Origin of the sequence: Shinella zoogloeoides, assembly GCF_020883495.1 — a bacterium.
Taxonomy (GTDB): Bacteria; Pseudomonadota; Alphaproteobacteria; order Rhizobiales; family Rhizobiaceae; genus Shinella; species Shinella zoogloeoides.
Map to the genome: position 1 here is coordinate 3,349,988 of NZ_CP086610.1, position 26,767 is coordinate 3,376,754.

Annotated in this window: 17 protein-coding genes; 5 read left to right on the forward strand and 12 right to left on the reverse strand. The window is 66.2% G+C overall.

Annotated features, from left to right (window positions below):
• Positions 1-62 precede the first annotated feature (62 nt).
• Entirely contained in the window at positions 63-8,549 is an 8,487-nt protein-coding gene (locus K8M09_RS16520) for a GH36-type glycosyl hydrolase domain-containing protein (protein ID WP_160787653.1), read from the reverse strand.
• Between K8M09_RS16520 and K8M09_RS16525 the strand changes: the two genes are divergently transcribed.
• On the forward strand, positions 8,548-8,754 hold the full coding sequence (locus tag K8M09_RS16525) for a hypothetical protein (protein WP_160787652.1): 207 nt from the start codon (positions 8,548-8,550) through the stop codon (positions 8,752-8,754). The two genes, K8M09_RS16520 and K8M09_RS16525, sit on opposite strands and share 2 nt — an antisense overlap.
• A 180-nt stretch (positions 8,755-8,934) precedes the next feature.
• On the forward strand, positions 8,935-12,726 hold the full coding sequence (metH, locus tag K8M09_RS16530) for a methionine synthase (protein WP_160787651.1): 3,792 nt from the start codon (positions 8,935-8,937) through the stop codon (positions 12,724-12,726).
• Positions 12,727-12,732: 6 nt separating this feature from the next.
• On the opposite strand, the gene K8M09_RS16535 is transcribed toward metH, so the two are convergent.
• A complete protein-coding gene (locus K8M09_RS16535) occupies positions 12,733-13,767 on the reverse strand; it encodes a YeiH family protein (RefSeq protein ID WP_160787650.1) in 1,035 nt (344 codons plus the stop codon).
• Positions 13,768-13,842: 75 nt separating this feature from the next.
• Here K8M09_RS16535 and K8M09_RS16540 point away from each other — a divergent pair, with 75 nt between their 5' ends.
• The gene (locus K8M09_RS16540; protein ID WP_324256101.1) at positions 13,843-14,700 is read left to right on the forward strand and encodes a LysR family transcriptional regulator; all 858 of its coding nucleotides are present in this window, start codon (positions 13,843-13,845) and stop codon (positions 14,698-14,700) included.
• 145 nt (positions 14,701-14,845) lie between these two features.
• On the opposite strand, the gene cobM is transcribed toward K8M09_RS16540, so the two are convergent.
• Together cobM and cbiE are read right to left on the reverse strand one after the other, a co-directional pair.
• Positions 14,846-15,607 (reverse strand): precorrin-4 C(11)-methyltransferase, encoded by a 762-nt coding sequence (gene cobM / locus K8M09_RS16545; protein ID WP_160787649.1) that lies wholly within the window; start codon positions 15,605-15,607, stop codon positions 14,846-14,848.
• Between the two features lies 1 nt (position 15,608).
• Positions 15,609-16,847: a precorrin-6y C5,15-methyltransferase (decarboxylating) subunit CbiE gene (gene cbiE / locus K8M09_RS16550; RefSeq protein ID WP_160787648.1), complete on the reverse strand. Its 1,239-nt coding sequence runs from the start codon at positions 16,845-16,847 to the stop codon at positions 15,609-15,611.
• Between cbiE and K8M09_RS16555 the strand changes: the two genes are divergently transcribed.
• Positions 16,846-17,616: a cobalt-precorrin-6A reductase gene (locus K8M09_RS16555; protein ID WP_160787647.1), complete on the forward strand. Its 771-nt coding sequence runs from the start codon at positions 16,846-16,848 to the stop codon at positions 17,614-17,616. The two genes, cbiE and K8M09_RS16555, sit on opposite strands and share 2 nt — an antisense overlap.
• Here K8M09_RS16555 and K8M09_RS16560 read toward each other — a convergent pair.
• The 6 genes from K8M09_RS16560 to K8M09_RS16585 form a co-directional block, all read right to left on the reverse strand.
• A complete protein-coding gene (locus tag K8M09_RS16560; protein WP_160787646.1) occupies positions 17,580-18,344 on the reverse strand; it encodes a precorrin-3B C(17)-methyltransferase in 765 nt (254 codons plus the stop codon). The genes K8M09_RS16555 and K8M09_RS16560 overlap by 37 nt on opposite strands.
• A complete protein-coding gene (locus K8M09_RS16565; RefSeq protein WP_160787645.1) occupies positions 18,341-19,072 on the reverse strand; it encodes a precorrin-2 C(20)-methyltransferase in 732 nt (243 codons plus the stop codon). Before K8M09_RS16565 ends, K8M09_RS16560 begins: the two co-directional genes overlap by 4 nt.
• Positions 19,069-19,701: a precorrin-8X methylmutase gene (locus tag K8M09_RS16570; RefSeq protein WP_160787644.1), complete on the reverse strand. Its 633-nt coding sequence runs from the start codon at positions 19,699-19,701 to the stop codon at positions 19,069-19,071. The genes K8M09_RS16565 and K8M09_RS16570 overlap by 4 nt, the downstream gene beginning before the upstream one ends.
• Complete coding sequence (gene cobG, locus K8M09_RS16575; protein ID WP_160787643.1) at positions 19,698-21,017, reverse strand: precorrin-3B synthase; 1,320 nt, start codon at positions 21,015-21,017, stop codon at positions 19,698-19,700. Before cobG ends, K8M09_RS16570 begins: the two co-directional genes overlap by 4 nt.
• Positions 21,014-21,787, reverse strand: a complete 774-nt coding sequence (gene cobF, locus K8M09_RS16580; RefSeq protein ID WP_160787642.1) for a precorrin-6A synthase (deacetylating) — start codon at positions 21,785-21,787, stop codon at positions 21,014-21,016. Before cobF ends, cobG begins: the two co-directional genes overlap by 4 nt.
• A 132-nt stretch (positions 21,788-21,919) precedes the next feature.
• On the reverse strand, positions 21,920-22,741 hold the full coding sequence (locus K8M09_RS16585) for an AraC family transcriptional regulator (protein WP_160787641.1): 822 nt from the start codon (positions 22,739-22,741) through the stop codon (positions 21,920-21,922).
• Positions 22,742-22,850: 109 nt separating this feature from the next.
• Here K8M09_RS16585 and K8M09_RS16590 point away from each other — a divergent pair, with 109 nt between their 5' ends.
• A complete protein-coding gene (locus tag K8M09_RS16590; RefSeq protein ID WP_160787640.1) occupies positions 22,851-24,053 on the forward strand; it encodes an MFS transporter in 1,203 nt (400 codons plus the stop codon).
• Between the two features lie 63 nt (positions 24,054-24,116).
• On the opposite strand, the gene K8M09_RS16595 is transcribed toward K8M09_RS16590, so the two are convergent.
• Both K8M09_RS16595 and K8M09_RS16600 read right to left on the reverse strand, forming a co-directional pair.
• Positions 24,117-25,421 carry an NAD(P)/FAD-dependent oxidoreductase gene (locus K8M09_RS16595; RefSeq protein ID WP_160787639.1) on the reverse strand — a complete coding sequence of 435 codons (1,305 nt, stop codon included), beginning with the start codon at positions 25,419-25,421 and terminating at the stop codon, positions 24,117-24,119.
• Entirely contained in the window at positions 25,421-26,764 is a 1,344-nt protein-coding gene (locus K8M09_RS16600) for a glutamine synthetase family protein (protein WP_160787638.1), read from the reverse strand. The genes K8M09_RS16595 and K8M09_RS16600 overlap by 1 nt, the downstream gene beginning before the upstream one ends.
• Positions 26,765-26,767: the final 3 nt, after the last annotated feature.

Here is a 26,767-nt window from a genome sequence, read left to right on the forward strand (position 1 = left end):
GCGGGGCCTGAAGCCCCGCCGTTTTTATTTCATCCGTTCCATGACGTTCCGGCCTACCCGCCTCAGAGCGGGTAGCCCTTGTCCAGGGCATCGAGAGCGACGCCGTTGATCGTCGCCTGCCATCCGCCTTCGTCCGCGCGGTCGACACGGATGGAGAGTTTCTTGCCGTCGATGACCAGCGTCGCGCTGTAGCCATTCCACGCCGCCGGAAGCACCGGCGCGACGAAGAGGCGGCCGCCTTCCTTGCGGATGCCGAGAATGCCCTCGACCGCCGCGCGGTAAAGCCAGCCGGCCGAGCCCGTATACCAGGTCCAGCCGCCGCGGCCCGTGCGCTCGCCTTCGCCATAGACGTCGGCGGCGACCACATAGGGTTCCACGCGGTAGCGCTCGGCCGCGTCCGCATCGAGCGCGTGCTTGACGGGATTCAGCAGGTCGAGGCAGGCGAAGGCATCGTCGCCCCTGCCCTGCCGCGCCAGCGCCAGCACGACCCAGGTTGCGGCATGGGTATACTGGCCGCCATTCTCACGCACACCCGGAGGATAAGCCTTGATATAGCCCGGCTCCTGCGGGGTTTCGGAAAGCGGCGGGGTGAACAGGCGGATGATGCCGTTCTCCCGGTCGACAAGCTCGGCCATGACGGCGTTCATCGCCTGACGCGAGCGATCCGCATCGCCTTCGCCGGACAGCACGCTCCAGCTCTGCGCGATGGAATCGATGCGGCATTCGTCGCTTGTCGCCGAGCCGAGCGGCGTTCCGTCGTCATAATAGCCGCGACGGTAATAGCCGCCGTCCCAGCCCGCCGTTTCCAGCGATTCCTTGAGGCGGCCGAGATGGCCTTCCCACGCGTCGGCGCGAACATGATCGCCATGCGCGCGGGCGAGCGGGATGAAGCCGCGCAGCGTGCCGGCAAGGAACCAGCCGAGCCAGACGCTGGTGCCGCGGCCGGCTTCGCCGACCCGGTTCATACCGTCGTTCCAGTCGCCGCCGAGCATGAGCGGCAGGCCGTTCTCGCCGGTGCGCTTCAGGGCAAGATCGAGAGCACGGGCGCAATGCTCGTAGAGCGGCGCTTCCTCGCCCGAACGGTTGGGCCTGTAGAAGGAATCGTGCTGGCCCTCGGCAAGCGCCGGACCTTCGATGAAGGCAAGCGTCTCATCGAGCACGGCGCGGTCGCCGGTCACACGGCAATAATATTCCACCGCATAAGCGAGCCACACCACATCATCCGAGATCATCGTGCGCACGCCGGCGCCGGTATCCGGCAGCCACCAGTGCTGCACGTCACCCTCGACGAACTGGCGCGCGGCCGCATTGAGGATCTGCTTGCGGGCAAGCTCCGGGTGATGCAGCAGGAAGGCCAGCGTGTCCTGCAACTGGTCGCGGAAGCCATAGGCCCCGCTTGCCTGATAGAAGGCGGTGCGGGCCATGATGCGGCAGCCGAGCGCCTGATAGGGCAGCCAGTCGTTGACCATGCGGTCGAGCGCCGCATCCGGCGTCTTGACCTGCAGCGTGCCGGTAAAGCCCTCCCAGAAGGTGCGCACCGACGCCATGACCGTATCGAAATCGGCCGTGCGGGCCTTGTCGGCCAGCGCGCGGGCGCTGTCCGCATCGGCGGTGTCGCCGAGCACGAAGAGCAGTTCGCGCTTCTCGCCCGGCTTCAGCGTGATATCGACGGCAAGCGCCGCACAGGGATCGCCGATGCCGTCGGCATTGCCGGGCAGCGGTTCGCCCGTGGCGACGGCGACCGGCAGGACGATATCGCCGATGCGGCCGATGAAATCGCGGCGTCTAGCGGTAAAGCCCGTCAGCGGCGTATCGACGGCGAAGAAGCTGGTCCGGCCGGCGAAATCGAGGCTGTAGGGATTGGCGGCGAAGAGCGCACCGCTCTCCTCGTCCTGACTGGTCAGCACGAAGGGCGCCGTTTTAGAGGGATTGTTGCCGAGGACCCATTCGACATAGCCGTAGACGGAGAGGCTGCGTTCCGTGTCGCCGGTGTTCTTCACGACGAGGCGCGAATATTTGACCGGGTCTTCCGGGTCGACCGTCTGCACCAGATCGAGCTCGATCCCGTCCTCCCAGCTTCGGAAGGCGGTGTAGCCGAGGCCATGCCAGGTCTCGAACTTGACCGATGGCTTGCGCGACAGCGCCGCGAACGGCGTCATGACCGTGCCGCGCTCGCGATCGCGCACATAGAAGGCCTCGCCCGGACGGTTGACGACCGGATCGTTGGTCCAGGGCGTGAGCTGGAAGTCGCGCGAATTGCGGCTCCAGGTGAAGCCCGCACCTTCCGCCGAGACGTGGAAGCCGAATTCGCGGTTGGCGATGACGTTGATCCACGGCTGGGGCGTCGCCTCGCCGCCGCGCAGGCGCACGGCATATTCGCGGCGGTCGGCATTGAAGCCGCCAAAACCGTTCCAGAAGGTCAGGCCCTCGCCGTCGATGGCGACGGGTTCGGCAACGGGTGCCGGCAGCTTGGCCACCGGCGTTTCCGCCTTGACCTCGTCCTCGCCGCGCGGCGTCGAATAGAGCGAGGCCGTGCGGGCGATCTGGTCGGCAAGCGAACCGTTACGCGCGTGGAAGACCGCGCGGGCGGTCGCCAGCAGCGCCTGCCAGGTGGAGGTATCCATCAGGTCGCGGCGCACCGTGAAGACATGCTGGCGCACGCCGTCCGACTGTCCGCGCATGCGCAGGTTCTCGCACAGATAATCGAGCGTGTGCTGCATGTCCTGCGCATAGGACGCCGCACGCTCGTTGAGAATGACGAGATCGGCGGTGACGCCGCGATGACGCAGATATTCCTGCGCGCGCAGCGCCTCGCGGGCGACATCGAGGTCGATTTCATCGTTGATGCGCAAAACGAAGATCGGGAAATCGCCCGAGATCGCCAGCGGCCAAAGCGCCGACTGGGCGGCAAGGCCGGTCTCGATCGTGCCGGTATCGGCCCGCAGATGCATGTCCGGATAGGTGAGGTAGCGGCCGAGCATCTGGAAGCTCGCCGCCTCCTGCGAGGTGACGCCGACATGGCGCATATGCACCTGCGAGCGCGTCCAGGCATGGATCATTTCATGGTTGAAGGCGTCCGGGTGGCGATAGCGGTCGATGGCCGCGTCCACCTCGGCGCGGCTCGGGGCCGCAATGGTCCAGAAGATGACCTTGACCTTCTTGCCAGCCGGAACGCGCACCACGCGGCGCAGCGCCATGATCGGATCGAGCGTGAAGCCGTCCGTGCCCGAGAGCTGCGCGCCGGCGTCGAAGGCGGCGGCATTTGCCAGCGAGCGGCCGCGGCCGATGAAGCGGCGGCGGTCGGTCTCGATCTCGGTACGGCGCGACGGGCCGGCATTGTCGACGATCAGATGGGCGACCGCCATGTCCGGCTCGTTCGGATTGCGCTTCTGGCGCTCGGCGCGGATGACGTCGCCGCGCTTGCCGATCTCGGTGCGCACGAACATCTTCGAGAAGAGCGGATGGGCGTTGTCGGCGTCATCCGTCGAGATGACCGGCTCCATATAGGAGGTCACCTCGATGAAGCGGTCTTCCGTGCCGGTGTTGAGCAGCGTCAGGCGGCGGCCTTCGGCATCGTGCTCGGTGGCGACGATGACTTCGACCTCGCTGGTGAGCTTGCCGATGGTCTTGACAAATTCCGCCTTGTCGTCGCCGAACTGGGTCTTCGTCTCCTCGCCCTCGATGCGCTTCGGCTCGGCGGTGGCGGACCACCACTCGTTCGTCGCCATGTCGCGCAGGAAGAGGAAGGAACCCCAGCGGTCTTCCGTCGGGTCGGGCTTCCAGCGGGTGACGGACTGGCCGTTCCAGCGGGAGTAACCGGCGCCGGTCGCCGTGAGCATGACGGAGTAGTGGCCGTTCGACAGGAACACGGCCTCGCGTTCGCGCGAGATCGGGTCCTTGAAGATGCGGATTTCCGGGCGCAGCAGGTCGGCCTGCGTGCTGCCGACGGTTTCCGGCTCACGCTTGGCGTTGATGACCGGAATGTCGCGCGGGGCCTTTTCCTGCAACAGCAGTTCGGCCGCCTCGATGACCGGATCGGCATGGAAGCGTTCGCGCAGTGCCCCGTTGAAGACGACATTGGCGACGGCGGCGATGGACATGCCGTGATGGTGCGCCATGTAGTTCTTCACCACGGCGCAGGTCTTGCCCTCGGGCACGCGGGTCGGCGTGAAGTCGACGGCGTCGTGGAAGCCGTAGACGCCGAGCGCGCCGAGCTTGCGCAGGCGCTCGAGGTTTTCGAGCGCTTCCTTCGGCGCATACTGGGCAGCCAGCAGCGAGGCATAGGGCGCGATGACGGCGTTCTGGCCGAGGCCGCGCTTGAGGCCGAGCGTCGGCACGCCGAAATTGGTGTACTGGTAGGTCAGCTCATGGTCGCGGGCGTTGAAGGCCGCTTCCGAGATGCCCCAGGGCGTGCCGAGGCGGCGGCCGTGGTTCATCTGCTCGACCACGACGAGATTGTTCGTCTGGTTGAGAATACCGCCCTGACGCTCCTGCATGACGAGCGGGGGCATCAGATATTCGAACATCGAGCCGGACCAGGAAACCAGCGCCCCGCGCGAGCCGACCGGCACGACCGGACGGCCGAGCTTGTACCAGTGCTCGGTCGGAAGGTCGCCCTTGGCGATGGCGAAGAGGCTGGTCAGACGCGCCTCGGAGGCGAGCAGATCGTAGCAGGCTTCGTCCAGCTCGTTCGTCTCGACGCGGTAGCCGATGGAGAGAAGGCGGCGCTCCTGACGGAAGAGGAAGCCGAAGTCCATCGAGAAGGCGATGTCGCGCGAGCGGTCGCGCAGCACGACGAGGCGGTCGCGCAGGCCCTCGATGGAGCCGAGGTCGAAGACGCTGTCGGCGATATGCGCCTCGCAGGTCGCAACCAGCCCGCCGGCCCAGGCGGCAAGCTCGCCGCTTTCCGCCGATTTGATCTCGTGGTCGAGATTGACGATCAGCTTGTTGATATCGCGCGCCAAGACCGAAAGATTGATGACGCGGATGGAGGCGAATTCGTGCTCGCGCTTGACGGCTGCGAGCGCATTGTGGAAGCCCTCGATGCGCTCCTCGACGAGGCGGCGGAGCGGGCGGACCGTCTTGCGGTCGTCCGGGAGCTGCTTCAGCGTTTCGGAGAGGATGGCGGCGACGTCGCCGATGCCGTCGAGGCTGCCCTGGAGATGGGCGGACGGGGCTTCGGCCCATTCGCGGCACATGGAGGAGACGGCGATGAGGTGGCCGGCAAGGTTGCCGCTGTCGACCGCCGAGACGTAGCGCGGCCCTAGCGTTTCCAGCGTGTTGGTGCGATACCAGTTGTAGAGATGGCCGCGATATTTCGGCATGCCGTCGATGGTGGCGATGGTCTGCTCGAGGCGGCGGACCGTCTCCTCGAAGCTGATCCAGCCGAAATCGCGGGCAGAGATGACGGAGAGCAGATAGACGCCGATATTGGTCGGGGAAGTGCGCTCGGCCAGAACCGGCTGCGGTGTTTCCTGGAAATTGTCCGGCGGCAGGAAGTGCTGCTCGGCGGTGACGAAGGTCTCGAAATAGCGCCAGGTGCGTCGCGCGATCTTGCGCAGTTCGGTCGCGACGTAGTCGGAGACGACGAGCTGGTCCTCGGTCTCGGCCGTCTGACTGACATACCAGGCGATCATCGGCGAGAGCATCCAGACCAGCGCGAAGGGTACGCCGATGAAGGGCAGGCCCGTATCCGAGATCATGGCGAGCGCCACGGAAACCACGGCAAGCGCCGGGGCCTGCCACATGGACCTGTAATGGGCGAGGATTCCGCCACGCGCGCCGCTGTCGGCCTGCGCGGCCGTGCGCCATTCCAGCATCAGCTTGCCGCTGACGAAGGTGCGGTAGAGCGAGCGCACGATGGCGTCCGCCATCAACGCCGCCGAATGGGCGATGAAGACGATGCGCAGCGCGACCTGCGCATTGGCCGCGCGGATATCGGACAGCACGCGATGCACATGGGCGCGCGCGACGATATCGCTGCTGCGCGGCATGATGCCCGAGATGAGCGACAGCGTCGGCGCGACGAAGAGCAGGAAGATCAGCACGAGCTGCCAGATCAGCGCCTGGCGCGGCTCCATGTAGTACCAGCCCATGACGGAGGCGACGAGCCAGCCGATGGGGATGAGGCTGCGGCGCAGGTTGTCGTACATCTTCCAGCGGCCGAGCATGGGAATGCCGCTCGACGGGCCGAAGAGATAGGGCAGCAACTGCCAGTCGCCGCGCGCCCAGCGATGCTGGCGCGAGGTCTCGACGCCGTAGCGGGTCGGGAAGTCCTCGACGAGTTCCACATCCGTCACCAGCGCGCAGCGCGAGAGCGAGCCTTCGAGCAGGTCGTGGCTGAGCACCGCGTTCTCGCCGATGCGGCCCTTCACGGCCGCCTCGAAAGCGTCGACGTGATAGAGGCCCTTGCCGGTGAAGGTGCCCTCGCCCGCAAGGTCCTGATAGACGTCGGAGACGGTGAAGACGTAAGGGTCCACGCCGCGGTCGGCGGAGAAGATGCGCTGGAAGGTGGAGGCTTCCTTGCCGGTCGTCAGCGAGGGCGTGACGCGCGGCTGGAGGATGGAATAGCCGGTGACGATCTCGCCCGTCGCCTCGTCGATGACGGGGCGGTTGATCGGGTGGTGCATCTTGCCGACGAGCTTCGTCACCGCATCGCGCATCAGGCGCGTGTCGGAATCGAGCGTCATGACATATTTGACATTCGCCGGCACGATATTGGCGCCCGGCAGGAAGGTCGTGTCGCCGTCGCCGCGCAGCAGCAGGTTCAGTTCGTGCAGCTTGCCGCGCTTGCGCTCCCAGCCCATCCACGCGCCTTCCGAAGGATTGTAGAGGCGGCGGCGGTGGAGGAGGTAGAAGCGCGTGCGCCCGTCATAGGCATAGCGGGCGGAGAGCGTGGCGATCTCGCGCTTGGCATAGTCCAGCACGTCGAGGTCGGCCGGCGTTTCCTCCACCTGGCTGTCGGCCCAGTCGCTGATCAGCGCGAAATAGATCTCGCCGCGCGGATTGGCGAGGTAGTGGACTTCGAGGTTGCGCACCAGTTCGTCGACATGGTCGCGCTTGGAAATGAGACAGGGCACGACGAGCAGCGTGCGCGCGTCGTCGGGAATGCCGTCCTTGAACTCGTAGCCGACAAGCCGCGAGGGCGTAACGAAGAAGGTGACGAGCGTGTTGAAGAGACCCGTCGCGCCTTCCGAGGCCGGCAGCGCGAAGAGGATCAGCATGATCAGCCAGGCGCCGTTCGGAATGTCGAGCTGGTCGAGAAAATAGTAGACCGCAATCATCGCCAGCAGCGTGAGGATGATGTTCGGCCCGGCCACCGCCAGCCAGTCGAGCTTGCGGGTGAGGCGCACGACGCGCTGCACCGCCGTCGGCCGGTAGCCGATGCGCTTTTCCAGGAGCTTGCGCTGCTTGCCGACGATGAAGGAGGCGACATTGGCCTCGTAGTCTGGATCGTCCGCATGGGCCGCGGCGTCTTCCGCCGTCATGTCGAGCGCCGTTTCCGTGACTTCCAGCTCCGTCTTGCCGGAGCGGCGGGCGAAGCGCTCGATGGAATTGCGGTACTTGTTGCGCGAGCCGAAATCGAGATCGCTATAGTCGGAGCGCTGGCGCAGCGCCTCGTCGAGGCGGCTGACACTCTCGAACCAGCCGGGCCATTCCGTATCGTCCACCGTGCGCAGGCCCTTGATGAGCGAACTCATCGTGACGTTGCCGGAAGACAGGCGGTTGTTTTCCGCGACGATCAGTTCCTCGAGGTCGCTGCCGCGGCTCTCGATCTTGCGCTCCAGCCACTGGATCACCGCGCCGGAGGCCTGAAGGCCGTCGCGCAGGCGATAGAGAAGCTGGATGACGAAGGTGTTGTCCTCGACGAAGCTTTCCAGCGCGCTGAGATGCGCGATGCACTTTTCCGGGTCGTTGAGGCGCACCAGTTCGTCGGCCACCTCATTGGCCTTGATGCGCATCTTGCGCGAGCGCTCGACGCGGCTGGAAATGCGGCGCAGGTTCTCGAGCAGCACGAAGCGCACGAAGGAGGGCAGCGCCCAGAGTTCGCCGATCTTCAGCGCGTCGATCTTCTGGAAACCCTGCACGAAGGCCGTCAGGCTCTCCACGGAGACGCCGCTATGCGTATGGGCGACATAGAGCCAGGCGAGCGCCAGCGTGCGCGGGATCGGCTGGCCGTCGATCTCCATGGTCGGAAGCTGGCGGAAGAAGCGGCGCGGGAAGTCGCGGCGGACTTCCTGGATGGCCTCTTCGATGACGTAGTAGTTGTCGAGCAGCCATTCGGCCGCCGGGGTGATCTGGGCGCCCGCTTCCACATCCTTGGCCGTCGCCTGATAGACGCGGAAGATTTCCTTCTCGTTCTCCTTGTGCCGGGGGCGGAACTCGAAGGGCCGGTAGCCGGGCAGCGATGCCGTCCTGTCGCGCGCGAGCGTCTCGCCGCATTCGGCCAGCTCCTCCAGCGTCAGATAGGTGGCGCGGATCGAGTCGTTATAGTCGATCTGCTTGGCATCGGCGTCGCGCGGAGCTTGCGGCGTAGTGTTCAGGGGCATGTTTCTGATTCTGGATCCGGCCATGTTGATCCATCCGGCAATGGCCTTTGCGCCGGAGGGTTTTTCGCGGACAGGCTTCTTCTCGGTGCCGCGTTCAGCCATGACACCGGACCGCGCCTTCATGGCGCCTCACGGAGGGATATGGCTCAAGCGACACGCAGATTGGCATCCTGGCCGCGTGGTGCATGAAAACGGCATTTTTTAGCCGTAAGGGCAAAGACTTGCAACATGTCAACGGGACGAGATGGCGCAGCGCCGCCCCCGATCTGCGGTTTTGGTGAATCGCCGCGCCCGATGAAAACGGCCCGCCACATAGAGACATATTGACATAAAGATATCTTTATGTGACTTCGAATGCATCGATATGCGCAGCGGAGGTCCTGTCATGGCCAACTCCCCCCTGGACGCCCTTTTCGGGCCTGAACAGCCACCCCGCGACGGCAAGGAGATTCGTGCCGCCCTTGAGGCCGCCGCCCGCGAACGCATCCTCGTTCTCGATGGCGCGATGGGCACGGAAATCCAGACGCTGAAGCTGGTGGAGGAGGATTTCCGCGGCGACCGCTTCGGCGACTGCGCCTGCCACCAGCAGGGCAACAACGACCTGCTGACCCTCACCCAGCCGGGCGCGATCGAGGACATCCACTATCGCTATGCGCTTGCCGGCGCCGATATCCTCGAGACCAACACCTTCTCCTCCACCACCATCGCCCAGGCCGACTACGGCATGGAAGACATGGTGTATGAGCTGAACCGCGACGGCGCGCGCCTTGCCCGCCGCGCCGGCCTGCGTGCGCAGCAGAAGGACGGCCGCCGCCGCTTCGTCGCCGGCGCGCTCGGCCCGACCAACCGCACCGCCTCCATCTCGCCGGACGTCAACAATCCCGGCTACCGCGCCGTCACCTTCGACAACCTGCGCACCGCCTATGCCGATCAGGTGCGCGGCCTCATCGACGGCGGGGCCGACATCATCCTGATCGAGACGATCTTCGACACGCTGAACGCCAAGGCCGCGATCTTCGCGACGCGCGAAGTGTTCGAGGAAAAGGGCATCGATCTGCCCGTCATGATCTCCGGCACGATCACCGACCTTTCCGGCCGCACCCTTTCCGGCCAGACGCCGGAGGCCTTCTGGAACTCGGTGCGCCATGCCGATCCCTTCTCCATCGGCCTCAACTGCGCGCTCGGCGCCAATGCCATGCGCGCCCATCTCGCAGAAATTTCCTCCGTCGCGCAGACCTTCGTCTGCGCCTATCCCAATGCCGGCCTGCCGAACGCCTTCGGCCTTTACGACGAGACGCCGGAGGAAATGGCCGCGCAGATCGAAGGCTTCATGCGCGATGGCCTTGTCAATGTCGTCGGCGGCTGCTGCGGCTCGACGCCGGATCATATCCGCGCCATCGCCGAGGCCGCCGCGCGCCACAAGCCGCGCAAAATCCCCGATATTCCCCGCCACATGCGCCTTTCCGGCCTCGAGCCCTTCACGCTGACCGAGGCCATTCCCTTCGTGAATGTCGGCGAGCGCACCAACGTCACCGGCTCGGCGAAATTCCGCAAGCTGATCACCGCGGGCGACTATGCGGCCGCCCTCGACGTCGCCCGCGACCAGGTAGCGAACGGCGCGCAGATCATCGACATCAACATGGATGAGGGCCTGATCGATTCCGGCCGGGCGATGACGGAATATCTCAACCTCGTCGCCGCCGAGCCGGACATCGCCCGCGTCCCCGTCATGATCGACAGCTCCAAATGGGAAGTGATCGAGGCGGGCCTGAAATGCGTGCAGGGCAAGCCGCTGGTCAACTCGATCTCCCTGAAGGAAGGCGAGGAAGCCTTCCTGCACCACGCGAAGCTCGTGCGCGCCTATGGCGCGGCCGTCGTCGTCATGGCCTTCGACGAGACCGGGCAGGCCGATACCAAGGCGCGCAAGGTGGAAATCTGCACCCGCGCCTACAAGCTCCTGACCGAAGTCGCCGGCCTCGCCCCGGAAGACATCGTCTTCGACCCGAACATCTTCGCCGTCGCCACCGGCATCGAGGAGCACGACAATTACGGCGTCGACTTCATCGAGGCGACGCGGGACATCACCGCGACGCTGCCGCATGTGCATATCTCCGGCGGCGTCTCCAACCTCTCCTTCTCCTTCCGGGGCAACGAGCCGGTGCGCGAGGCGATGCACGCCGTCTTCCTCTACCATGCCATCCAGGCGGGCATGGACATGGGCATCGTCAATGCCGGCCAGCTTGCCGTCTACGACACGATCGAGCCGGAACTGCGCGAGGCCTGCGAGGATGTGGTGCTGAACCGCGTGCCCAAGGCCGGCGGCACCGCCACCGAGCGCATGCTCGAGATCGCCGAGCGCTTCAAGGGCGCGGGCGGCAAGGAGGCCAAGGAGCGCGACCTCGCCTGGCGCGAATGGCCGGTGGAAAAGCGGCTGGAACACGCCCTCGTCAACGGCATCACCGAATTCGTGGAAGAAGACACGGAAGAGGCCCGCCAGAATGCCGAGCGACCGCTGCATGTCATCGAGGGCCCGCTGATGGCCGGCATGAACGTTGTCGGCGACCTTTTCGGCGCAGGCAAGATGTTCCTGCCGCAGGTGGTGAAATCCGCCCGCGTGATGAAGCAGGCCGTCGCCGTTCTGCTGCCCTACATGGAGGCCGAAAAGCGCGCCAATGGCGGCAGCGGCGAACGGCAGAGCGCGGGGAAAATCCTGATGGCCACCGTCAAGGGCGACGTACACGATATCGGCAAGAACATCGTCGGCGTCGTGCTCGCCTGCAACAATTACGAGATCATCGACCTCGGCGTCATGGTGCCGGCAACGAAGATTCTTGAAACCGCGAAGGCGGAGAAGGTCGACATCATCGGCCTTTCCGGCCTCATCACCCCCTCGCTGGACGAGATGGTGCATGTCGCCGCCGAAATGGAGCGCGAGGGCTTCGACATTCCCCTCCTCATCGGCGGGGCGACGACCAGCCGTGTCCACACGGCGGTGAAGATCCACCCCCGCTACGAGCGCGGTCAGGCCGTCTATGTCACCGACGCCAGCCGAGCCGTCGGCGTCGTCGGCAGCCTGCTTTCGCCCGAGATGAAGCTCGGCTATGTCGAGACGCTGAAGGCGGAATACCGCAAGGTGGCCGACGCCCATGCACGCAGCGAGGCGGAAAAGCAGCGCCTGCCCATAACCAGGGCCCGCGACAACGCCTTCAAGGCCGACTGGTCCGCCTACCAGCCCAAGACGCCGTCCTTTCTCGGCACGCGCGTCTTCCAGGACTGGGACCTCGCGGACCTCGCCCGCTACATCGACTGGACCCCGTTCTTCCAGACCTGGGAACTGAAGGGCGTCTATCCGAAAATCCTCGACGACGAGAAACAGGGCCCCGCCGCCCGCCAGCTCTTCGCCGACGCACAGGCGATGCTGGAAAAGATCGTCACCGAAAAATGGTTCACGCCGAAGGCCGTCGTCGGCTTCTGGCCGGCCGGAGTGGTGGGCGACGATATCCGTCTCTTCACCGACGAGGCGCGCAAGGCGGAGCTTGCCACCTTCTTCACACTTCGCCAGCAGCTTTCCAAGCGCGACGGCCGGCCCAACGTGGCGCTCTCCGATTTCGTCGCACCCGTCGATAGCGGCAAAGAGGATTATCTGGGCGGCTTCGTCGTCACCGCCGGCATCGGCGAGATCGCCATTGCCGAGCGCTTCGAGCGGGCGAACGACGATTACAACTCGATCCTCGTCAAGGCGCTGGCCGACCGCTTCGCCGAGGCCTTCGCGGAGCGCATGCATGAATATGTGCGCCGGGAACTCTGGGGCTACGCCCCGGACGAGACCTTCGGCCCGACCGACCTGATCGGCGAGCCCTATGCCGGCATCCGCCCCGCGCCGGGCTATCCCGCCCAGCCGGACCATACGGAAAAGACGACGCTCTTCCACCTGCTCGACGCAGAGAAGGAAATCGGCGTGACGCTGACGGAGAGCTACGCCATGTGGCCCGGCTCCTCCGTCTCCGGCCTCTACATCGCCTCGCCCGAAAGCTACTATTTCGGCGTCGCCAAGGTGGAGCGCGACCAGGTGGAGGACTATGCCCGCCGCAAGGGCATGGAAATCGCCGAAGTGGAACGCTGGCTCGGCCCGGTGCTCAACTACATCCCGACGACCGCGCGGGAAAACGCGGCCTGAGCGGCATCAGGCCGTCGCGAGGTTGAGGAGAAGCACCATGGCGTAGCTGGCGACGACCAGCACGCCGAGCGACAGCACGACCGCCACCGTCACCCGCGGCCCGGCACGCAGAACGCGCCGCAGATCGATGCCTAGGCCGAGCGCGGCCATGGAAAGGATCGTCAGCACGGTGGCGGCCTTGCTCATGCCCCCGGCAAGTCCGGCATCGATGAGGCCGACGCTGCGCGCGAAAAGCATGGCGAGGAAGCCGAGGATGAACCAGGGCACCAGCCGATGAAGCGCCGGCCGGCGGCCGCCCGCCTTGCCGGAGGCGAGCGACAGCACGAAGATGACCGGCCCGAGCATCAGCACCCGCACCAGCTTGACGAAGGTGCCGATCTGGATGCTGAGGGCAGAGACCGGGGCGGTCGCCGCCAGAACCTGCGGCACCGCATAGACCGTCATGCCCGCCATCACGCCGTAGCCCGTCGCCGACAGGCCGAGCAGCGGCACGAGCGCCGGCAGCAGCAGCACCGTCGCCATGCCGAGCACCGCCGTAAATGCGATGGACGAGGCGACATCCTCCGCATCCGCATGGATGACCGGCGCCGTCGCGGCAATTGCGGAATTGCCGCAGATCGAATTGCCGCAGGCGACCAGCAGCGCGACACGGCGTGAAAGCCCGAGCCCCCGACCGATTCCATAGCTGGCGATCAAGGACACGGCCACCACCGCCGCAATGGCGCCGATCAGGGGCAGGCCCATGCCGGCAATCGCCGCCGCGCTGACACCCGCGCCGAGCAGAACGATGGCGACTTCCAGAAAATACTTAGCCGAAAAGGCGATGCCCGACTCGAAGGTCTCCGGCCGGCGCAGGAAGAGACGAACGACCGCGCCGATAAGGATCGCCAGCACCAGCGCCTCGATCCATGCGCCGCCCGTCAACGTGAGTTCGAGCCGCTCGGCAACGAGCGCGAGGCCGGACACCAGCGCCGAGAGCAGCACGCCGGGCGCCAAAGCGCGAATTCCAAGGATCGAATGTTTTTTGGGTGTTTTTTCCATACGCAGAGCAATGCGCTTGAAAAACCATTCGATCCATCGGCAAATATCTGACATTTCATTCGACTGGATCGAACAATGATGACGCTGGAACAGCTCCGCATCTTCGTCGCCGTGGCGGAGCGGGAACATCTCACCCAGGCCGCCGAGGCGCTGCATCTCACGCCGTCGGCGGTAAGCTCGGCAATCCGCGTGCTGGAAGAGCGCTACGGCATCGCCCTCTTCCACCGGACAGGCCGACGGATCGAGCTGACGGAAGCGGGGCTCGCCTTCCTGCCCGAAGCGAAAGCGACGCTGGCGCGCGCGACAAGCGCCGACCTCTTCCTCACCGAGATCGGCGGCCTGAAGCGCGGCACGCTCGCCATCGCCGCAAGCCAGACGGTGGTCGGCTACTGGCTGCCGCCGCTCCTTCTGCGCTTCCACGAGGCCTATCCGGCGATCGATATCCGCATAGTGGGCGGCAATACGGAACAGGCGGCCGAGGCCGTTCTGGAGGGGCGGGCGGAACTGGGCATCATCGAGGGTGAAGTGGACCACCCCGCCCTGTCACAGCGCATCGTCGCCCGCGACCGGGTGCTCGTCGTCGCCCCTGCCGGCCATGCCTTCGCCGGCAGGCCCGTCACGCCAGATGAGCTGACGCAGGCACGCTGGGTGCTGCGCGAACCCGGCTCCGGTACCCGCAGCGCGCTGACCTCGGCGCTGGACGAAACGGCGCTGGATATCGCCCTGTCGCTGCCCTCCAACGAGGCGGTGCGTAGCGCCGTGCTTGCCGGAAACGCCCTGACGGCCGTTTCGGAATATGTGGTGCGGGACGATCTTGCGACCGGCCGCCTCGCACCCGTCGCCTTCGACCTGCCCGAGCGCGCCTTCCGCTTGCTGCGGCACAAGGAGCGCTACCGCTCCAAGGCCGCGCTCGCCTTCGAAAAGCTGCTTTAGGACCGATCGACATTCAGATCAGGCTGAGCCGAAAATGGTGCTTTTGCGGGACCCGGAGCGCAGCGTACTTTCGGTACGTGAGCACCGGAAGTCCGGAAAAGTGCTATTTGCAGGCCGGCATGGGCTGAATGTCGGTCGGTCGGTCCTAGTCGCCGCGGCCGCGGAAGCGGCGCTGATAGGCAGGATCGTAAAGCGAGCTTTCGCGAAAATCCTCCGCAGCCAGCGTGCGGCCGACAAAGATCAGCGCCGTGCGCTCGATAGGCTCTTGCGCGACCTTCCCCGCGATATCGGCCAGCGTGCCGCGCACGACCCGCTCGTCCGGCCAGGACGCCTTGACCACGATGGCGACCGGGCAATCGGCCCCGTAGAGCGGCGTCAGGTCTTCCACGACCTTGTCGAGCGCATGGATGGCGAGATGGATCGCCAGCGTCGCCCCCGTCGCGCCAAAACCTTCCAGCGTCTCGCGGTTCGGCATGGGCGAGGCGCGGCCGGAGACGCGGGTGAGCACGAGGCTCTGCGCAACGGCCGGAATGGTGAGTTCGCGGCCGAGCGCCGAGGCGGCGGCGGCAAAGGAGGGCACGCCCGGCGTCATCGTATAGGCGATGCCATGCTTTTCCAGCCGGCGGATCTGCTCGGCGACGGCGCTCCAGACCGAAAGGTCGCCGGAATGGAGGCGCGCCACATCCTCGCCCGCAGCCGCGGCGCGGACATATTCGGCTTCAATCTCGTCGAGCGACATCGGCGCCGTATCGACGATACGCGCACCCGGCGGGCAATATTGCAGCAGTTCCGGCGAGACGATGGAGCCGGCATAGAGGCAGACCGGACATTTGCCAATGAGATCGCGGCCGCGCACGGTGATGAGATCGGCAGCGCCCGGACCGGCGCCGATGAAGTGAACGGTCATGTCATCCCTCAGTTTGTTTAGCCGGCTTCACCCAGCTCCATTGCGTCACCGGCATGGCCGGCCGCCAGCCGGTCATCCGGCCGACGGGCGAGGCCCGCGCGATATCGATGCGGACCAGCGAACCGCCGAGCCGGGCATGATGGGCCAGAAGCACGGCCTCCATTTCCGTCGTCACAGCATTGGCGACAAGCCGTCCGCCGGGTTTCAGGCCGGAAAGCGCGGCTTCCACCACCCCCGCCTCGCTGCCGCCGCCGCCGATGAAGATGGCGTCCGGCGCGGCAAGCCCGGCCAGCGCCGCCGGCGCGGCGCCTTCCACGACGGAAAGCCCCGGCACGCCGAAGCCTCGCGCATTACGGCGAATGCGGGCGGCGCGCTCCGGGTGACCCTCGACGGCAATCGCCCGAAGCGAGGGATCGGCCAGCATCCATTCGATGCCGATGGAACCGGACCCCGCGCCGATATCCCACAGAAGCGCGCCGCGCCGGGGCGCGAGCACCGAGAGCGTCAGCGCGCGGACCTCGCGCTTGGTGATCTGGCCATCATGCTCGAAAAGGCTGTCATCGAGGCCGGGCGTGAGGGCGAGGATGCGCGCGCCCTCGCCGGCCGCCACTTCCACGGCGCAGACATTGAGCATGTCCGCATCCGCAAGCGCAAATCGATCCGCCCGATGGCTGCTCACCCGTTCCCGCGCACCGCCCAGCGCTTCCAGCACGGTGAGGCACGATGCGCCAAAGCCGCTTTCGGCCAGAAGGGCCGCGAGCGCCGCCGGGCCATCGCTATCCGAGGTCAGCGCGAGGATGCGGCTGCCGGGATGGAGATGCGGACGGATGAGGTCGATGGGACGGCCGTGCAGGGAAACACACGCTGTATCCTGCAACGCCCAGCCCATGCGCGCGGCAGCGAGGCTGAAGGAGGAGGGCGCGGGGAAGACCCGCATTTCCGCCCGCGAAATGCGCCTGCAAAGCGTGACGCCGACGCCGTAGAAGAAGGGATCGCCCGAGGCGAGCACCGCGACGGGGCGCCCCCGCGCCGCCAGCACCGCCTCCACGGAACGCTCGAAGGGGCTCAGCCAGACGTGTCTTTCACCATGGATCGCCGCATCGGCAAGCTCCAGATGCCGCGCGCCACCGAAGACCAGAACAGCCGCAGCGATGGCGGCCTTGGCCTCGTCGCCGAGACCGGCTAGACCATCCTCGCCGATGCCGACGATGGTGAGCCACGGGGGAGCTGGATCAGGCATGGACAAGAGACGCATCCTCATACTGGGCGGCGCGACCGAGGCCCGGGACCTTGCGGCCCGGCTTGCTAGGCGAACCGATCTCGCCGTCACGCTGTCGCTCGCCGGCCGCACGCTCGATCCCGCGCCGCAGCCCGTGCCGGTGCGCAGCGGAGGGTTCGGCGGCGCAGAGGGACTTGCCGCCTATCTGCGCGGCGAAACCATCGATCTGCTCATCGACGCCACTCATCCTTTCGCAAGACAGATTTCCGCCAATGCCGGCATCGCCAGTAAGGCGGCCGGTATCCCCCTGCTGCGGCTGGAGCGCCTCGGCTGGGAAGAAACGGACGGCGACCGCTGGACGCGTGTCACTTCTATTGCCGAGGCGGTGACTGCGCTGGGTGGGGAGCCGCGCCGCGTCTTCCTCGCCATCGGCCGGCAGGAGGCCAAGGCCTTCGACGCCGCGCCGCAGCACCACTATCTCGTGCGCAGCGTCGATCCCGTCGATCCGCCGCTCGATGCACCCGATGTGGAGTACTTGCTCGCCCGCGGCCCCTTCGCCGTCGAGGCAGAGGTGGCGCTGCTGCGGGATCGCCGCATCGACGTCATCGTCAGCAAGAATTCCGGCGGTGACGCCACCTATGGCAAGATCGTCGCCGCGCGCATCCTCAGCCTGCCCGTCCTTCTGGTCGAGCGGGCGGCGGCGGGCGATGGTCATCGCGCCGGGACGGTCGAGGAGGCGTTGCGGCTTGCCGATCATTTGCTCGGCGCCTTCAGGAAGCGCGGCGTATAGACGAGGTCCGGCAGGTCCGGCCGCGCGATGACGCGGGTTTCCGGCGAGCCGATGACGACACAGGTCGCCATGTCGGCGCGCTCCGCCTCTGCTTCTCCGAGCGGCATGACCAGCATGCGCTCGTCCGGCCGGCCCGCCGCGCGGCCGAAGATGACGGGTGTCTCACCCGGCAGGACCTCTCGCAAAATCTCGAAGGCCTTGCCAAGCTGCCAGGGCCGTGCCTTGCTGATCGGGTTGTAGAGCGCGATTACGAGGCCGGCTTCGGCGACCATGCGCAGCCGCCTCTCGATGATCTCCCAGGGCTTCAGGTTGTCCGAGAGCGAGATGGCACAGAAATCATGACCGAGCGGCGCGCCGATGCGTGCCGCGACCGCCAGCATGGCCGTGACGCCCGGCACCACGACGAGATCGACGGACTTCCATTCCTCCGGCCCGGCATCGATGGCCTCGCAGACCGCCGCCGCCATGGCGAAGACGCCCGGATCGCCGCCCGAGACGACGCAGACATTCACACCCGTTGCGGCCCGCGCCAGCGCCGCCTCGGCACGGTTCAGTTCCTCGCGATTGTCGGAAGCGACCTTGATCTGGTCCGGCCGCAGATTCAGCCGGTCGATATAGGGGAAATAGCCGAAGAACTCGGTCGAGGCCTCGACGGCACGCAGCGCCTCCGGCGTCATCTGGTCCGGATTGCCGGGGCCGGTGCCAATCACATGGAGCCTGCCGGTCATGGACGGCCGCTCCAGCCGGGCACGAGCACCAGCGAGAAATAGGGCGCGGTATCGTCGAGCTTTTCGGAAAGGCGCATGGACTTGCCTGAGGGCGTGGTGCCGCGCTCCACATAGACCGCCTCGCCGAGCCGCCCGGCATTGGCAAGCGCCCGGCGGATCTTCGGCAGGTTGCGCCCGACCTTCATGATGACGGCGGCCTCGGTATCTCCGAGCCGGCGCGACAATTGCTCCTCACCCATCGTGCCGGGCAGCACGGAGAGCACGTCGTCGCCCTGCACGATTGGCAGGCCGGAGAGCGACCAGCAGCCGGACATGGCGGTGATGCCGGGTATGACCTCCGTCGGGAACCGGCCGGCAAGGCGCACATGCAGATGCATGTAGGAGCCGTAGAACATCGGGTCGCCCTCGGAGAGGATCGCGACCGTGCGGCCGGCGGCAAGGTGTTCCGCGACGGCGGCGGCGGAAGCATCGTAGAAGGCCGTGATCTGGCTCTTGTAGTCGTCGTGCTCCTTGTCGATCTCGACCGTCACCGGATAGTAGAGCGGCAGCTCCACCATGCCGGACTTCAGAAGGCCCTCGACGATGGCGCGGCCATTGCCGGAGCGGCCCGCCTTCGCGAAATAGGCCAGCACATCGGCTTCGCCGATAGCCCGCACGGCCTTCAGCGTCAGGAGTTCCGGATCGCCCGGGCCGGTGCCCACGCCATAGAGTCGTCCCGTCATAGTCATACTCCCGGCCTTGCCAGCGAATTGAGGGCGGCGGCCGTCATGGCGCTGCCGCCGAGGCGGCCGCGCACGATGGCGAAGGGCACGCCGTAGGAATTTTCCGCCAGCGCATCCTTCGATTCCGCCGCGCCGACGAAGCCGACCGGCATGCCGAGGATCGCCGCCGGTTTTGGCGCGCCGTCGCGCAGGAGTTCCAGCAGATAGAAAAGGGCTGTCGGCGCATTGCCGATGGCGACGACCGAACCGGCCATGCGCTCCAGCCAGAGGCGGATGGCGGCGGCCGAGCGGGTGTTGTCGATCTCTTTGGCAATCTCCGGCGTGCGCGGGTCGCGCAGCGTGCAGATCACGTCATTGTTTGCCGGCAGGCGGGCGGCGGTGACGCCGCGCGCCACCATTTCGGCATCGCAGAAGATCGGCGCGCCGGCCTGAAGCGCCGTGCGGGCCGAGCCCACGAAATCCGGCGAGAAGACGAAATGCGCCGCCGCCTCGACAAGACCGGCCGCATGGATCATGCGCACGGCGACATCCGATTCCGCCTCGGAAAAGCGGGAAAGATCGGCCTCGGCGCGGATGATCGCGAAGGATTTTTCATAGATGGCGGTGCCATCTTTTATGTAGTCGTAGTCTGTCATTGCGGGCCTTGATAAGCGGAAACGAGGGCGGCAGGTGCGGTGCGGTCGATAAAACTCTTCGCCGTCTCGCCCTCCTTGCGCTGCGCGCGCAAGAGAGTGCCGAGACGCCGGATCGCGGATGGGAGGTCTTCGACGGGAAGGGCAGCGGCCGGCGCATCACCGGCACGCCCATCGAGCACAAGCCCGACGCCTGCGGCCGTGCCGCAAAGCGTGACGGCGGCGCGAGCGGGATGTGCGCAGCCCTTCGGGCAGCCGGAAATATGCACGTCGACGGAACCATCGAGCAACTCTCCGGCACCCCTCACGACGGCATCGGCTGCGGCATGGGTATCGAAACGGGCCGAAGCGCAGCCGGCGGCACCGGCGCAGATCGAGATGGAGCGGCCGGGCGCGGTATCCGTGCACCAGAAACCTTCAAGGCTGGCACAGGCTTCAGCCTCCGCCAGCCCTTCCCCAGAAAACCCACGCACGAGCAGCATGCGATGCGGCGCGAGCCGGAATTCGGAAGCACCACAGGCGACAAGGCCTTTCACGAGGGCAGCGAGCTTATCGGCCTGCATCTGGCCATAGGCTGGGGCGATGCCGAGCACGCGTTCGCCACCTATACGGTGAATGCCGAGCGGATGGCGGGAAAGAGCAGCGAAAGGGGGCGGTTCCGAGACCACACCGAATTCAGCGGCAAGCGCCGCAGCGTCGAGGTCACGCCCGCGGGCAGCCGGGCCGAGGGCGGCAAGGGCGGCGATGACGGTCATCGTACCGGCAATGACGCGATCTTCCGCCAGCACCGCGACGGGTCGCGCCGCCTGCCGATCACCGCCGACCGACAGCCGCCAGCCGGCCGCAACCGCATCGAGCCGGATATCGGCCACCATGTCGCCAAGGGAGAGCACGCCGCCGCCATCGACGACGATGGCAAGCTTGGGCGCGAGAATGAGCGAAGCCGCCGCGATGGCCTTGCGCAGCGCATCGGCCACCGGCGTCGCATCGACAGTCTCGGAGGGGTCGATGCCCGAGAGCGGCGGGATTTCGATGGCGACGCCCGTCTGCGGCACGATGCCGGCGGCGGCTAGCCCTTCGGCAAGGCGCGGCACCGAAGCCTCCGTCAGGCCACGAAGCTGGAGATTGCCGCGGGCGGTGATCTCGATCAGGCCATTGCCGTGTTCGCGGGCGAGGTCGGCAAGGGTGAGCAGGTCTTCGGCCGCCAGCGCCGGGGCGGCGGGGCGCAGGCGCACGAGAAGGCCGTCGCCGGTCCGCATTGGCGCGGACAGCGAAGGGCAGGCGCCGCGGCGCAGGGTGTCCAGCGCAGGAACCGTCATGCGCCCTCCTCCTCGCCGGCCGGGCGGCGGATCAGGTAGGTGTCCATGATCCAGCCATGCGCCTCGCGCGCCTTGGCCCGGGTTTCCGTGATGGTCTCGGCAATGTCCGCAAGCTTGCCGGACAGCAGGATTTCGTGCGGCGTGCCAAGATAGGCACCCCACCAGATTTCCGCCTCCGGGTCTTCCACCGTGCGGAAGGCCTGCACGCCGTCGAGCATGACGAGCGCATCACGGGAGGATTCCGGCCAGCCCTCCGAAAGGCGGCGGCCGGTGGTGATCTCGACGGGCAGGCCGATGCGGTTGAGCGCGATGCCATGGCCCGCGCAAAGCGCCTGCACGCTGGTGATGCCGGGGATGACCTCGGTTTCGAAGGCGACGTTTCCGGCAGTGCGCACATGCTCGACGATGCGCAATGTGCTGTCGTAGAGCATCGGGTCGCCCCAGACGAGAAGACCGAGCGTCTGGTTCTCGCCAAGCTCGTTCAGAAGCGTGCGCTCGTAGATACCGGCAATGGCGCGGTGCCAGTCGTGAACGCCGTCCTCATAGGTGCCATCGGCGCGGCGCACCGGCACGGCATAGTCGAGGATACGGCATGAAGAATTTTCGAGGAAACGGTCGCAGATCTCGCGGCGCACGTCGGCAAGGTATGCCTTTTCCGCGCCCTTGGTCGGGATGAGCAGCACATCGGCCCGGTTCAGCGCCTTGATGGCCTGCACGGTCATGTGCTCGGGATTGCCCGCGCCGATGCCGATGACCAGTATCTTCCTCACATCCGTCTCCCGTGCGGCTTGCGCTCCCGGTTCGCGGCCCTGTTTGGGTCCCGCACCTCTTCCTAATCCCAAAAGCCGGCGGAATACAGTCCCCGGATCGCGTCCTTTGCCGGTCTTTTTGAGACGTCGCGCTCAGGCGGCCTTGCGATCGGTGAGATAGACGCGCGGCGAGGTGCCGAGCATGCGCTTGAACATGGTGGTGAAGGCCGGCACGCTCTCGTAGCCGGCATCGAGCGCCACGCGCGTCACCGGCTCGCCGGCCGCAAGGCGCGGCAGGCAGGCGAACAGGCAGGCCTGCTGCCGCCAGGTGACGAAGCTGACGCCCATTTCCTGCCGGAAGAAACGGGTGAAGGTGCGCCGGCTCATGTTGAGACGCCGCGCCCAGTCGTCGATCTTCACCGTCGGCGAAGGCTGCTCGACGAAATCGCGGCAGAGGCCGGCAAGCCGCCCGCTTTCCGGGAAAGGCAGGCCGAGGCGGCGCTCGGGCAGCCGGCCGATCTCGTCCAGAAGCAGCGCCATCACAAGTTCGGCCCGCGCGCGATCCTCCGCCATCGCCCCCTTGCGCACGGCCTCGGTGATGAGCTGGCGGGCAAGGTCGGTGACTTCGAGCACGGTCGGCTCCTGCGAGGCGGCCCGGCCCTCCGGCGAATAGATATAGACCGAGCGCATGCTGACATCGCTGTACATTTCGACCGAATGTTCGAGGCCGCGGGGGATCAGCAGCGCATGGCCGGGCGGGATCATCCAGCGCCCGCGCCCCGTCGCCACCAGCACGACACCGGAGAAGACGCAGAGGAACTGCGTGCGGCGATGCCGGTGCGGCGGCACGGTATAGCCGCCCGGAATATCCGAACTGTGGACCAGAACGTCCTCGTTCGACTGCTCCATGCGGGCGAGGTTATGGACGTGGTCCTCGTCCAGCGCCTTGAGGCGCGCTGCGGTCAGTTTTTCCATTTTGGCCCACTCGCGTAAGAAATGGACCTCAGCACAAAAGCAGGCCGCAAGCAATCCTTGTATTTGAGCAAAAAATGCCGAGCCGGGCATCTCATCTTTCGAGGCAACCATGTCGACTGTCGTTCCCGCGGCGCCCCGTAGCGCCGCTGCCGCCACCACCTATTCCGTCATCATCGCGGTCAGCGCCTGCCACATGCTGAACGACATCATGCAGTCGCTGCTGACGTCGATCTATCCGCTGCTGAAGGAGAACTACGCGCTCGACTTCGTGCAGATCGGCCTTCTGACCATGGCCTTCCAGGTCACGGCCTCGCTGCTGCAGCCGGCCATCGGCATGGTGACGGACCGCTGGCCGATGCCCTTCTCCCTGCCGGTCGGCATGGGCAGCAGTTTCGTCGGGCTCATCCTGCTCGCCTATGCGCATTCCTTCCCCATGCTGGTCCTCGGCGCCTGCATGATCGGTCTCGGCTCGGCGATCTTCCATCCCGAATCCTCGCGCGTCGCACGCCTTGCCTCCGGCGGGCGGCATGGCCTTGCGCAGTCCATGTTCCAGGTCGGCGGCAATGCCGGCACGGCAATCGGCCCGCTGCTTGCCGCCTTCATCGTGCTGCCCTTCGGCCAGACGAGCGTCGCCTGGTTCTCGGCGGTGGCGCTGATCGGCATGATGATCCTGACCTGGGTCGGCAACTGGTATGCCGGCGAGCGCCGCAACGCCGCAAGCCGCCCCGCCATCAGCCGCACGCTGCCGCTGCCGCGCGGCCGGGTCGCCTGGGCGCTCATCGTGCTCATCGTTCTGACGACCACGAAGAACGCCTATCTCTCCAGCCTCTCCAGCTACTTCACCTTCTACACGATCGGCCGCTTCGGCCTCGACGTGCGCGATGCGCAGTTGATGCTGTTCCTCTTCCTCGGCTCCTCGGCAGTCGGCGTCTTCCTGGGCGGCCCGATCGGCGACCGCTTCGGCGCGCGCTTCGTGATCTGGTTCTCGATCCTCGGTGTCATCCCCTTCGCGCTGATGCTGCCCTATGCGAACCTGTTCTGGACGGGCGTGCTGACGGTGCTGATCGGCCTGATCTTCTCCTCGGCCTTCTCCGCCATCGTCGTCTTCGCGCAGGAACTGGTGCCGGGCCGCGTCGGGCTGATCGCCGGCATCTTCTTCGGCTTCTCCTTCGGCGCGGGCGGCCTTGCCGCCGCCCTGCTCGGCGGCGTCGCCGACAGCCACGGCATCGACTATGTCTACAAGCTCTGCTCGTACATGCCGCTGCTCGGCATCCTCACCATCTTCCTGCCGCGCCTGCCGGCAAGGCACTGAGCACCTCCAGCTCAGACGAAAACGCCCGGCGAAAGCCGGGCGTTTCTGTTTTAGGCATTGCCCTCAAAGACCGAAGGCATCCTTGAACTGGTACCACCAGGAACCGATGGTCGAATACTGCGCACGGAACATGCGACCGCCCGGGAAGGGAATCCAGGGCAGCTTCTCGAACTGGTTGAAGCGCGACAGATCGCCGTGAATCGCTTCGCTCAGGATCTGGCCGAAGAGATGCGAGCCGGTGACGCCGTGACCGCTGTAGCCATGGGCGAAATAGGTGTTCTTTCCGATCTTGCCCATCTGCGGCACGCGCGAGAAGGAGAGCGCGAAATTGCCGCTCCAGGCATAGTCGATCTTCACGCCCTTCAGCGACGGGAAGACTTTTTCGAGGTTCGGGCGGATTTTCGCCCTGACGTCGGCCGGGTCCGTGCCGCCATAGACGGTGCCGCCGCCGAAGATCATGCGCTTGTCGGCCGAGAGGCGGAAATAGTCGAGGATGTAGCGCACGTCCTCCACGCACATGTCGCTCGGGATCAGTGCATCGGCGCGATCACCCAGCGGCTCGGTGGCGATCATCTGGGTCGAAACCGGCATGACGCGCGAGACGAGCTTCGGCACGACATGGCCGAGATAGGCGTTGCCGCAAAGCACGGCGGCATTCGCCGTCACGCTGCCTTTCGCGGTATGAATGACGGGCTTTTCCGCCTCATGCTCGACGCGGATGACGGGCGACTGTTCGTAGATCACGCCGCCGAGCGATTCCAGCGCCTTCGCCTCGCCGAGGGTCAGGTTGAGCGGGTGCATGTGGCCGCCGCTCGTGTCCAGCATGCCGCCGATATAGGCGTCGGTATTCACCAGCTTCTGCATGGCAGCCTTGTCCAGCAACTGGTAATCGTCCATGCCGTAGCTCTTCCACAGCGCCTTCTTGTGCTCCAGCTCCTTCATATGGGCGGGCGTATAGGCGGCGTAGATATTGCCATTCTTCAGGTCACAGTCGATCTGGTACTGCGAAACGAGGCGGCGGATGATCTTGCCGCCTTCCTGCACCAGACCGCCGATGAAGGCGCCGGCCTCGTCGCCGTAGCGGCGCTTGATCGTGTCGAGGCTGGCATTGAGGCCATTGACGAGCTGGCCGCCATTGCGCCCGGACGCGCCCCAGCCGATGCCGGCGCCTTCCACCATCACGACCTTGTAGCCCTTTTCGGCAAGGTGGATGGCGGTGGAGAGGCCGGAATAGCCGGCGCCGAGCACGGCGACATCGGCCGTGACCGCGCCCTCCAGCACCTTCGGCGTGCGGATGATGTTGCGGGAAGCAGCGTAGTAGCTGTCGGGATATTCGCCGTTGCCGGCATAGGAAGCTTTGTTGGCCATCAGACGATTTCCAGGTAGGCGCTGAATTCGAAGTCGGTCACCTGTTCGGCGAAACCGGCGATTTCCTGCCGCTTGCAGGCGATCAGCATGGAGCGGAGATCCGCATCGAAGATTTCCGAGACGATCGAGCCGTTCTCGAAGGCGGTGACGGCAGAGCCCCATTCGCTGGGAATGCGCGGCAACTGCGAAAGATAGGCCCGGCCCGAGACCGGCGCCGGCGGCTCCCACTTGTTGCGGATGCCGACGAGGGCAGCGCCGAGAATGGCGGCCATGACGAGATAGGGGTTGGCGTCGGCGCCGGCGACACGGTGCTCGATGCGCCGCGCCTTGTTGTTGCCGCCCGGAATGCGGATGGCGGCCGTGCGGTTCTCATAGCCCCAGGAAATCGAGGTCGGCGCATGGGTGTCCGGGCGCAGGCGGCGATAGGAATTGTAGTGCGGGGCGAAGAGCAGGGTCGATTCCGCCATGCCGCGCGTCAGGCCGGCGACGGCATGTTTCATGATGGCCGAGCCTTCCGCCGTGCCGTCGTCGAAGACATTGTTGCCGTCCTCGTCGATCACGCTGAAATGCATGTGCATGCCGCTGCCCGAGCGCATGCCGTAGGGCTTGGCCATGAAGGTGGCGGCAAAGCCGTGCTTGCGCGCGATGCCCTTGACGATGCGCTTGAAGAACAGCGCGTCGTCGGCCGCTTTCAACGGATCGTCGGAATGCATCAGGTTGATTTCGAACTGGCCGATGCCGTTTTCCGCGACGGCCGAATCCGCCGGCACGTTCTGCCGCTCGCATTCCGCATAGACGTCGGAGAAGAACTGGCCGAAATCGTCGAGTTCGTCGATGGAGAGGATGGCGTCGGAATCGAGGCGCTTGCCGGTATAGGGCGAGATCGGCGGCTCGGCATGATCCGGCTCGGCGTCGATCAGGTAGAATTCCATTTCCGAGGCGACGACCGGGCGAAGGCCCAGCTCGTTATACTGCCGCACGATATTGGCGAGCGCCTGACGCGGATCGGCAAGGAACGGCTCGCCGCTCTCCTTGAACAGCCAGAGCGGCACGACGGCGGAAGGCTTCAGCGTCCAGCTGACGGGCAGCGGCCCGCGGCCGGTCGCCGCGCAGATGCCGTCCATGTCGCCCGAGGCGAAGACGTGGCTCGAGCCGACGATATCCTCACCCCACACATCGACGCCGACGATGGACAGCGGCATGCGGATACCGCCCTTCAGCACCTTTTCCGCCTGCCCTACCGGCACGCGCTTGCCGCGCAGAATGCCGTTCAGGTCGCAGACGACGGCCTGGATGCTCTCCACGCCATCGGCATTGATCAGCCAGTTGGAATCGTCAGTCACGTC

Coding starts and splice junctions, on each gene's coding strand:
- K8M09_RS16585 (WP_160787641.1), bottom strand. CDS start 22,741: ATGGAAAAACTGACCGCAGCGCGCCTCAAGGCGCTGGACGAGGACCAC.
- K8M09_RS16535 (WP_160787650.1), bottom strand. CDS start 13,767: ATGGAAAAAACACCCAAAAAACATTCGATCCTTGGAATTCGCGCTTTG.
- metH (WP_160787651.1), top strand. CDS start 8,935: ATGGCCAACTCCCCCCTGGACGCCCTTTTCGGGCCTGAACAGCCACCC.
- K8M09_RS16555 (WP_160787647.1), top strand. CDS start 16,846: ATGGACAAGAGACGCATCCTCATACTGGGCGGCGCGACCGAGGCCCGG.
- K8M09_RS16565 (WP_160787645.1), bottom strand. CDS start 19,072: ATGACTATGACGGGACGACTCTATGGCGTGGGCACCGGCCCGGGCGAT.
- cobM (WP_160787649.1), bottom strand. CDS start 15,607: ATGACCGTTCACTTCATCGGCGCCGGTCCGGGCGCTGCCGATCTCATC.
- K8M09_RS16525 (WP_160787652.1), top strand. CDS start 8,548: ATGTTTCTGATTCTGGATCCGGCCATGTTGATCCATCCGGCAATGGCC.
- K8M09_RS16570 (WP_160787644.1), bottom strand. CDS start 19,701: ATGACAGACTACGACTACATAAAAGATGGCACCGCCATCTATGAAAAA.
- cbiE (WP_160787648.1), bottom strand. CDS start 16,847: ATGCCTGATCCAGCTCCCCCGTGGCTCACCATCGTCGGCATCGGCGAG.
- cobG (WP_160787643.1), bottom strand. CDS start 21,017: ATGACGGTTCCTGCGCTGGACACCCTGCGCCGCGGCGCCTGCCCTTCG.
- K8M09_RS16595 (WP_160787639.1), bottom strand. CDS start 25,421: ATGGCCAACAAAGCTTCCTATGCCGGCAACGGCGAATATCCCGACAGC.
- K8M09_RS16520 (WP_160787653.1), bottom strand. CDS start 8,549: ATGCCCCTGAACACTACGCCGCAAGCTCCGCGCGACGCCGATGCCAAG.
- K8M09_RS16590 (WP_160787640.1), top strand. CDS start 22,851: ATGTCGACTGTCGTTCCCGCGGCGCCCCGTAGCGCCGCTGCCGCCACC.
- K8M09_RS16560 (WP_160787646.1), bottom strand. CDS start 18,344: ATGACCGGCAGGCTCCATGTGATTGGCACCGGCCCCGGCAATCCGGAC.
- K8M09_RS16540 (WP_324256101.1), top strand. CDS start 13,843: ATGATGACGCTGGAACAGCTCCGCATCTTCGTCGCCGTGGCGGAGCGG.